General features: G+C 60.1%; 8 protein-coding genes. 7 read left to right on the top strand and 1 reads right to left on the bottom strand.

The features are described from left to right. Positions 1–190 precede the first annotated feature (190 nt). The 4 genes from AC1DVH_RS21525 (at position 191) to trpE (ending at position 4,496) form a co-directional block, all read left to right on the top strand. Positions 191–1,339, top strand: a complete 1,149-nt coding sequence (locus AC1DVH_RS21525) for an iron-containing alcohol dehydrogenase (protein ID WP_477755508.1) — start codon at positions 191–193, stop codon at positions 1,337–1,339. A gap of 115 nt (positions 1,340–1,454) precedes the next feature. After that, positions 1,455–2,129 carry a ribulose-phosphate 3-epimerase gene (gene rpe / locus AC1DVH_RS21520; RefSeq protein WP_477755507.1) on the top strand — a complete coding sequence of 225 codons (675 nt, stop codon included), beginning with the start codon at positions 1,455–1,457 and terminating at the stop codon, positions 2,127–2,129. Beyond that, positions 2,126–2,944, top strand: coding sequence for a phosphoglycolate phosphatase (locus tag AC1DVH_RS21515; RefSeq protein ID WP_007986028.1), 819 nt, complete (start codon positions 2,126–2,128; stop codon positions 2,942–2,944). The genes rpe and AC1DVH_RS21515 overlap by 4 nt, the downstream gene beginning before the upstream one ends. A gap of 70 nt (positions 2,945–3,014) precedes the next feature. Beyond that, positions 3,015–4,496: an anthranilate synthase component I gene (gene trpE / locus AC1DVH_RS21510; protein ID WP_477755506.1), complete on the top strand. Its 1,482-nt coding sequence runs from the start codon at positions 3,015–3,017 to the stop codon at positions 4,494–4,496. Between the two features lie 169 nt (positions 4,497–4,665). On the opposite strand, the gene estP is transcribed toward trpE, so the two are convergent. Further along, the gene (gene estP, locus AC1DVH_RS21505) at positions 4,666–6,576 is read right to left on the bottom strand and encodes an esterase EstP (protein ID WP_477755505.1); all 1,911 of its coding nucleotides are present in this window, start codon (positions 6,574–6,576) and stop codon (positions 4,666–4,668) included. A gap of 408 nt (positions 6,577–6,984) precedes the next feature. Here estP and AC1DVH_RS21500 point away from each other — a divergent pair, with 408 nt between their 5' ends. The 3 genes from AC1DVH_RS21500 to trpC form a co-directional block, all read left to right on the top strand. Further along, on the top strand, positions 6,985–7,578 hold the full coding sequence (locus tag AC1DVH_RS21500; protein WP_007906885.1) for an aminodeoxychorismate/anthranilate synthase component II: 594 nt from the start codon (positions 6,985–6,987) through the stop codon (positions 7,576–7,578). 9 nt (positions 7,579–7,587) lie between these two features. Continuing rightward, positions 7,588–8,637: an anthranilate phosphoribosyltransferase gene (gene trpD / locus AC1DVH_RS21495; RefSeq protein WP_477755504.1), complete on the top strand. Its 1,050-nt coding sequence runs from the start codon at positions 7,588–7,590 to the stop codon at positions 8,635–8,637. After that, the coding region (gene trpC, locus AC1DVH_RS21490) for an indole-3-glycerol phosphate synthase TrpC (RefSeq protein ID WP_477755503.1) at positions 8,634–9,264 on the top strand (631 nt) is incomplete at its 3' end. The genes trpD and trpC, both read left to right, overlap by 4 nt.

Genomic DNA, 9,264 nt, shown 5'->3' with positions numbered 1-9,264 from the left:
ATGAACCTGAGTGCGACGCGGGCATTCAGAAGGCCCGCGTTATCGTTGACGACCATCGCGAGCAAGCTCGCTCCTACAGTGTATTTTGGTGTTCCCGGAAAACTCGGTCATTCATGACCTGAATGGAAGACAACCCGCAATCCCCAGCTACTATTGTGCCCAGCTCCCCTATCTATAAGAGGCTGCGCACATGAGTCTTTCCTCTTTCAAGATCGCTCACAAACTGATCACCGGCGCAGGTGCCATCGAGCAATTGTCTGCCGAGCTGGCGCGTCTGGACATCGACAACCCACTGATCGTCACTGATGTCGCTTTGGTGAAATCAGGCACAGTAGAACTGGCACTGGCGCAGCTGGGCGAACGCAGCTACGAGATTTTCGATCGGGTACTGCCAGACCCGGAAATCGCCATCGTCGAAGATTGCATGCGTGCCTATCGCGACGGTGGGCATGACGGCTTGATCGGCCTCGGCGGCGGCAGTGCCATCGACATTGCCAAGAGCGTGGCGGCCTATGCCGGTTACCACGGCGCGCTGGAGGATCTGTTCGGTATCGATCAGGTCCCGCGCAAGGGCCCGCCGCTGATTGCCATCCCGACCACCGCCGGCACCGGCTCGGAAGTGACCAACGTCGCCATCCTTTCCGACAAGGTCGCGCAACTGAAGAAGGGCATTGTCAGCGACTACCTGTTGCCGGATGTGGCGCTGGTCAGTCCGCAAATGACCCTGACCTGTCCGCGCAGCGTCACGGCGGCCAGCGGCGTCGATGCGCTGGTGCACGCTATCGAGTCCTATCTGTCGGTCAACGCCTCGCCGATTACCGATGCGTTGGCCATTGGCGCCATCAAGTTGATCGCCAAGGCTTTGCCCAAGGCCTACGCCAACCCGTCGAACCTGCAAGCCCGGGAAGACATGGCCACTGCCAGCCTGATGGCCGGGATGGCGTTCGGCAATGCCGGGGTCGGCGCGGTGCATGCGCTGGCGTATTCGCTGGGCGGGCGTTTCAACATTGCCCATGGGGTCAGTAATGCCTTGCTACTGCCCCATGTCATGACCTGGAACAAGATGGCCTGCATCGAACGCATGCAGGATATCGCCGAGGCCATGGGTGTGAAGACCGCTCATTTGAGCATCAACGAAGCGGCCGACAAAGCCGTGCAAGCCATGAGCGAGCTGTGTGCAGCCGTGGAAATTCCTCAGGGCCTGCGCAGTTTCGGTGTGCCCGAGGACGCCATCCCGTCCATGGCCGTGGAAGCAGCGGGGATCGAGCGCTTGATGCGCAACAATCCGCGCAAATTGAGTGCCACCGATATCGAAAAGATCTATCGCGCGGCGTATTAGGGCTTCTGCCGTTGATGGATGATGGCAAGGTCCAATCATCGCGCTCACGGTGCGCACGTCAAAGCATGAGGTATACAATGCGCGCCATCGTGATTCTGCTCAGAAAAGGTGCGTCATGCAGCCCTTCGTAATTGCTCCGTCGATTCTCTCCGCCGACTTCGCCCGCCTGGGTGAAGAAGTGGACAATGTCCTGGCCGCCGGCGCTGACTTCGTGCACTTCGATGTCATGGACAACCACTACGTGCCCAACCTGACCATCGGCCCGATGGTCTGCGCGGCACTGCGCAAGTACGGCGTGACCGCGCCGATCGACGCGCACCTGATGGTCAGCCCGGTGGACCGCATCGTCGGCGACTTCATCGAAGCCGGCGCTACTTACATCACCTTCCACCCGGAAGCCACCCAGCACATCGACCGCTCCCTGCAATTGATCCGCGAAGGCGGCTGCAAGTCGGGCCTGGTGTTCAACCCGGCGACCCCGCTGGATGTGCTCAAGTACGTCATGGACAAGGTCGACATGATCCTGTTGATGAGCGTCAACCCGGGCTTCGGCGGGCAGAAGTTCATCCCTGGCACCCTCGACAAGCTGCGTGAAGTGCGGGCGCTGATCGATGCCTCCGGCCGTGACATTCGCCTGGAAATCGACGGTGGCGTGAACGTGAACAACATCCGCGAAATCGCAGCGGCCGGTGCCGACACCTTCGTCGCCGGCTCGGCCATCTTCAATGCGCCGAACTATCAGGAAGTCATCGACAAGATGCGTTCCGAACTGGCGCTGGCTCGCCCATGAGTGGCTTTGAGCAGTTGTTCCCGGGGCAACTGCCGCGGCTGGTGATGTTCGATCTGGACGGTACCTTGATCGACTCGGTCCCGGACCTGGCAGTGGCTGTGGACAAGATGCTGCTCAAACTCGGTCGTAAGCCCGCCGGTCTGGAAGCAGTACGCGAATGGGTCGGCAACGGCGCGCCGGTATTGGTGCGTCGTGCGCTGGCTGGCGCTATCGATCATTCGGCGGTCGATAACCACGAGGCCGAACGGGCGCTGGAGTATTTCATGCAGGCTTATGGCGAGAGCCATGAGTTGACGGTGGTGTATCCCGGTGTGCGCGACTTCCTCAAGTGGCTGCAAAAGCAGGGCGTCGAGATGGCGCTGATCACCAACAAGCCGGAGCGTTTCGTCGCGCCGCTGCTGGATCAGATGAAAATCGGTCGTTACTTCCGCTGGATCATCGGCGGCGACACCCTGCCACAGAAAAAACCCGATCCGGCCGCGCTGTTTTTCGTGATGAAAATGGCCAACATTCCGGCTTCGCAGTCGTTGTTTGTCGGCGATTCGCGCAGCGATGTGCTGGCGGCGAAAGCGGCGGGGGTCAAGTGCGTGGCCCTGAGCTACGGCTATAACCACGGTCGGCCAATTGCCGAAGAGTCGCCGGCGCTGGTGATCGACGACCTGCGCAAACTAATTCCCGGTTGCCTGGATCCGGCCGCTGAGATAACGTTGGCCGACGCTGTCAAACCCCCTTCTGGAAACGCCATCGTGGTGGTCACTCGCAAACTCTGGATGAAAGTCATCAAGGCCCTGGCCCGCTGGCGTTGGCGCGCCTGACTTGATTCTGGCCGGTTATCCGGCGCGTTTGCATACCTGACTGTTCGACCCTCAAGCCACGAGGCACCTCATGATCCGCGAAGAATTCCTGCGTTTGGCCGCTGCCGGCTACAACCGCATCCCGCTTGCCTGCGAAACCCTGGCCGACTTCGACACGCCGCTGTCGATCTACCTGAAGCTGGCCGACGAGCCCAATTCCTACTTGCTGGAGTCCGTACAGGGCGGCGAGAAGTGGGGCCGTTACTCGATCATCGGCTTGCCGTGCCGCACCGTGCTGCGGGTTCACGATCATCACGTCAGCGTGACCGTCGATGGCGTCGAGACCGAAAGCCACGATGTGGAAGACCCGCTGGCCTTCGTCGAAACCTTCAAGGCCCGCTACAACGTGCCGACCATTGCCGGCCTGCCGCGCTTCAACGGCGGCCTGGTGGGCTACTTCGGTTACGACTGCGTGCGTTACGTGGAAAAGCGTCTGGGCAAGTGCCCGAACCCGGATCCGCTGGGCGTGCCGGACATTCTGCTGATGGTTTCCGACGCGGTGGTGGTGTTCGATAACCTGGCCGGCAAGATGCACGCCATCGTCTTGGCCGACCCGGCGCAGGAAGACGCCTTCGAACAAGGTCGCGCACGCCTGGAAGAGCTGCTGGAAAAACTCCGTCAGCCGATCACCCCACGCCGTGGCCTGGACTTCAGCAAACAACAATCGGCTGACCCGGTATTCCGCTCCAGTTTCACCCAGGACGATTACGAAAAAGCCGTCGACACCATCAAGGAATACATTCTGGCCGGTGACTGCATGCAGGTCGTGCCGTCCCAGCGCATGTCGATCGACTTCAAGGCGGCACCGATCGATCTGTACCGCGCACTGCGCTGCTTCAACCCGACGCCTTACATGTACTTCTTCAACTTCGGCGACTTCCACGTCGTCGGCAGTTCGCCGGAAGTGCTGGTGCGGGTCGAAGACAACCTGATCACCGTGCGCCCGATTGCCGGCACCCGTCCGCGGGGCGCCAACGAAGAGGCCGACCTGGCGCTGGAAAAAGACCTGCTGTCGGACGACAAGGAAATCGCCGAACACTTGATGCTGATCGACCTCGGTCGCAACGACACCGGTCGCGTATCGGAAATCGGTTCGGTGAAGCTCACCGAGAAGATGGTCATCGAGCGATACTCCAACGTGATGCACATCGTGTCCAACGTCACCGGGCAACTGAAAGCAGGGCTGACGGCCATGGACGCACTGCGAGCGATTCTGCCGGCGGGCACCTTGTCCGGCGCACCGAAGATTCGCGCAATGGAAATCATCGACGAACTGGAGCCGGTCAAGCGTGGCGTCTACGGCGGTGCAGTCGGTTACTTCGCCTGGAACGGCAACATGGACACCGCCATTGCGATCCGCACGGCGGTGATCAAGAACGGCGAACTGCACGTGCAGGCCGGTGGCGGCATTGTGGCTGACTCGGTGCCGGCGCTGGAATGGGAAGAAACCCTGAACAAGCGTCGCGCGATGTTCCGCGCCGTTGCCCTGGCTGAACAGACCCCGGAAAGCTGAGCTGACCACAAATCCTGTGGGAGCGAGCTTGCTCGCGATAGCGGTGGGACAGGCAACATCAATGTTGACTGTGAAGCCCTCATCGCGAGCAAGCTCGCTCCCACAATGATCTCATCGCCAAAAAAAACGCGGCGCCTGTGAGGGCGCCGCGTTTTTTATTGCCTGCACATCAGAAGTCCAGCGCAACACCTAGGTTGATGCCCTGTTGGGTGAAATCGTCGTCCTTGCGAATACTGTAGCTGGCGCGCAATGCCAGGTCCTTGGTGAGGTTGTGGCTCACCCCAAGGTTCACACGTTGCAAATGACTTTGCGGGGTGTAGCCTTCCAGCGTGAACTGATTGTTCGGCAGGCTGTTGAGGTTGATACCCACGTCCTGAGTGTCGTCGTTGTACTCACGCTCGATTGCCGCTTCGCCGAAAACCTGGGTTTGCGGGGTGATCTGGTATTTGCCTTGCAGGCCAGCGCCCAGACGCCGGGAAATACGCTCCTGATCGGCGAAGGTCAGCGCCGTGGAATTGTTGCCGTCCTCCGAGTAACCGTCGACTTGTACCTTGGAGAAGTCGGCGCTGACAAACGGAGACAGGTGCCAGGGGCTGCTGGCTTGTTGCGCAATGTCGTAACCCACGCGTGCGCTGAAGGCTTCGACGTAGCCGCTGGTATCGCCTTTTTCGCCGCGTTCGTTGACGCCCAGCTGGAATTTACGCTTGAGGCTATCGTAATCCAGATGCCCGGCCGTCAACGCCRCATCAGCCCACACACGGTTTTGCTGGTACTGGGCGAATGCCGTGCCCAGGTAAGTGTTGAGCTTGTAGTCGGAATCGTTGTTGCCGGCTTCGAGTTTCTGGTTATAGAAACCGGCCACCAGGCCGACACGCCAGGCATCGTCGAGACGATAGCTGCCACCAATGTTCAGGTTGGCTCCGTTACCGTCGGCGCTTGCCACGCTGTCCTGACCGTCAAAGTCCTGATGCTGTCCGCCGCCGGAAACAATGGCTCGCCATTGGCCGACGCCTTGCCAGTTTTCCCAATCGGCCAGCCACTGATTGCGCAATTCATCCTGATGCGCACGCACGGTGCCCTGGGCCATTTCCGGCAGCAAGGTCAGCTCCCACGGCGCCGCCAGTAGGGAATAGGCGTAATCGGCAATCAGGCGCTGCCCGGCTTCGGTGGGGTGCACCGAGTCGTTGTAGATCAGCTTGGTCGGGTCCGGCGTGGCGCTGTTGATGCCGTAGCGGGCGTTCTCGGTGCAGCCGTTGCCGCTGAAGCAGGTGGCGATGAGGTTCTGGTCGGTGGCCAGGCCAAACTGTGCCGGGTTGGCGAACGTCTCTTTGAGCAGTACCGGAATGTTGAGCGGGATGACTTCGGCATTGATGTTTTGCAGTCGGCTTACCAGTTCAGTGTTGAACTGGGCGCTGAGTTGGGACGTGAACGCTTGCAGCGGGGTGCCGTTGAACGCCGGGGTAAAGCCGATATCGGGCAGCAACCAGACCATGACGTACTTGGCGCCGGCGGTTTGCAGCGTCTGCACGCTGTCGGCCAGGCGGTCGGCGGCGGCACTGGCCTGGGGCAGACTGGTGACTCGACCTTGCAGGAAGTCGTTACCGCCGCCCGACAGGTAATACAGTGCGTTCGGGTCGGCACGGAAGTTATTGGATGGAAGATAGCCGGCCCGGGTGCGTTCGCCGGTGGCGGAGGTGCTGGTAATCGAATCAAGAATCTGGTCGGTACGGTAGCCGCCTACAGCCCAGTTGTTACCATCAGGCAGGCCTTCGTTGGCGCGAACTGCTGAAGCAGAGGATGCCGTCTGGTCTGGTGAAAACCCCAGTTTTCCGCCCAGAATCTGCGTGGCGTTGAGCGAGCGGACTTCGCCACTGCCATCCAGGTACACCGGCCCCGTCCGGTTGGTGAAGCGCTGCGTCGCCCCGGCAGGCCCRCCCGTGTCGGCAAAGGTCCCAGCGTCGTTGAGGCTGTCCCCGAAGACAATGAAACTTGTATAAGGATTAGGTGCGGCGTTCGCCTGGGCGCATGCGATCGCGAGCAAGCATCCTGCGAGTGGTACAAACAACGACTGTTTGATCATGAGCAAGTCCGTTTATTTATTGTTGTAGTGAACGAAACGACAGTACCAAAAACTTTCGGCCTTTTGCCATCTGTCGCGAAGCCTTTGATAGTTTCGCGGGCAGCACCCCCGGCGATATTGCGCGCTCTGCCCAGCTAAGTTACTGTGCCGGAACGTACGAACGAGACCTTCCCCGTGTTGATCATCAGTAAACTCCTGGATCAAGTCATCAAGGCACACGCCCGCTGGCGTTGGCGCGCCTGAATTCTTTTGCCGGCCTTGCCGGACCTGTATCGCTTTGCCTTCTTTACCTGTTTGAAATGCCGCTTTGCTGGCGCTGCTCCAGCACCAGACAAAGCGCAGCGCTCTGCGGGTAAATCATTCGAAGGCCATCTTAAAAGTCAGTGAATTCAAGAGGTTCTAAACGCCATGTTGCTGATGATCGATAACTACGACTCCTTTACCTACAACGTTGTGCAGTACCTGGGCGAGCTCGGCTCCCAAGTCAAGGTCGTGCGCAACGATGAACTGACCATCGCTGAAATCGAAGCCCTCAACCCTGAGCGCATCGTTGTGTCCCCCGGTCCTTGCACGCCGACCGAAGCCGGCATCTCGATTGAAGCGATCAAGCATTTCGCCGGCAAACTGCCGATTCTTGGCGTCTGCCTCGGCCACCAGTCCATCGGCCAGGCTTTTGGTGGTGATGTGGTGCGCGCCCGCCAAGTGATGCACGGTAAGACTAGCCCGGTATTTCACGAGGACAAGGGTGTATTCGAGGGCCTGAATCGTCCGCTGACGGTCACGCGCTATCATTCATTGATCGTCAAGCGCGAAACCCTGCCAGATTGTCTGGAACTGACCGCCTGGACCCAGCTCGAAGACGGCTCGGTCGACGAGATCATGGGCCTGCGTCACAAGACGCTGAACATCGAGGGCGTGCAGTTTCACCCTGAGTCGATCCTCACCGAACAGGGCCACGAACTGTTCGCCAACTTCCTCAAACAAACCGGCGGCACGCGCTAAGGACTTTTCATGAATATCAAGACAGCCCTGAGCCGAATCGTCGATCACCTCGACCTCAGCACCGATGAAATGCGCGATGTCATGCGCGAAATCATGACCGGGCAATGCTCCGACGCGCAGATCGGCGCGTTCATGATGGCCATGCGCATGAAGAGCGAAAGCATCGACGAGATCGTCGGCGCGGTGTCGGTGATGCGCGAGCTGGCGGACAAAGTCGAACTCAAGACACTCGACGGTGTGGTCGATGTGGTCGGCACCGGCGGCGACGGCGCCAATATCTTCAACGTGTCGACCGCTGCTGCGTTCGTGGTTTCCGCTGCTGGCTGCACCGTGGCCAAGCACGGCAACCGTGCAGTCTCGGGCAAGAGCGKCAGTGCCGATCTGCTGGAGGCGGCCGGTATCTACCTGAACCTGACACCGGTGCAAGTGGCGCGCTGCATTGATAACGTTGGTATTGGTTTCATGTTTGCCCAGACCCATCACTCTGCGATGAAATACGCTGCAAGCCCGCGCCGCGAACTGGGTCTGCGGACCTTGTTCAACATGCTCGGCCCGCTTACGAATCCGGCCGGTGTGAAGCATCAGGTGGTGGGCGTGTTCACCCAGGCATTGTGCCGGCCGCTGGCGGAAGTGTTGCAGCGTCTGGGCAGCAAGCATGTGCTGGTGGTGCATTCGAAGGATGGCCTGGATGAGTTCAGCCTGGCAGCACCGACCTTCGTGGCAGAGCTGAAAAACGACCAGATCACCGAGTATTGGGTCGAGCCGGAAGACCTGGGCATGAAGAGCCAGAGCTTGCATGGCCTGGCGGTGGATAGCCCGGCGGCGTCCCTGGAACTGATTCGCGATGCCCTGGGCAAGCGCAAGACCGAGAACGGTCAGAAAGCGGCCGAGATGATCATGCTCAATGCCGGTGCCGCGCTGTACGCAGCCGACCATGCCAGCAGTTTGAAAGAGGGAGTTGCACTTGCGCACGATGCGCTGCACACCGGCCTCGCTCGGGAAAAGCTCGAGGAGCTGGGTGCGTTTACCGCGGTATTCAAAGTGGAGAATGAGGGATGAGTGTACCGACGGTTCTGCAAAAGATTCTGGCGCGCAAGGTCGAGGAAGTCGCCGAGCGCAGCGCTCGCGTCAGCCTCGCCGAGCTGGAAAGTCTGGCCAAGACGGCCGATGCACCCCGTGGTTTTGCCAAGGCCTTGCTGGCTCAGGCCAAGCTGAAGCAGCCGGCAGTCATTGCCGAAATCAAAAAAGCCTCGCCGAGCAAAGGTGTGATCCGCGAGAACTTCGTTCCCGCCGACATCGCCAGAAGCTACGAGAAGGGCGGCGCGACCTGCCTGTCGGTACTCACCGACATCGACTACTTCCAGGGCGCGGATGCGTACCTGCAACAGGCCCGCGCGGCGTGCCAGCTGCCGGTGATCCGCAAGGACTTCATGATCGATCCATACCAGATCGTCGAAGCCCGTGCCTTGGGTGCCGACTGCGTGCTGTTGATCGTTTCCGCGCTGGATGACGTGAAAATGGCCGAACTGGCGGCCGTGGCCAAAAGCGTCAACCTCGATGTGCTGGTGGAAGTCCACGACGGCGACGAGTTGGAGCGGGCCTTGAAAACCCTCGACACTCCACTGGTTGGCGTGAACAACCGCAATCTGCACACCTTCGATGTCAGCCTGGAAACCACCCTCGACC

This window comes from Pseudomonas sp. P4_C3, assembly GCF_056402075.1.
This window is presented reverse-complemented; position numbering and strand designations above follow the sequence as displayed.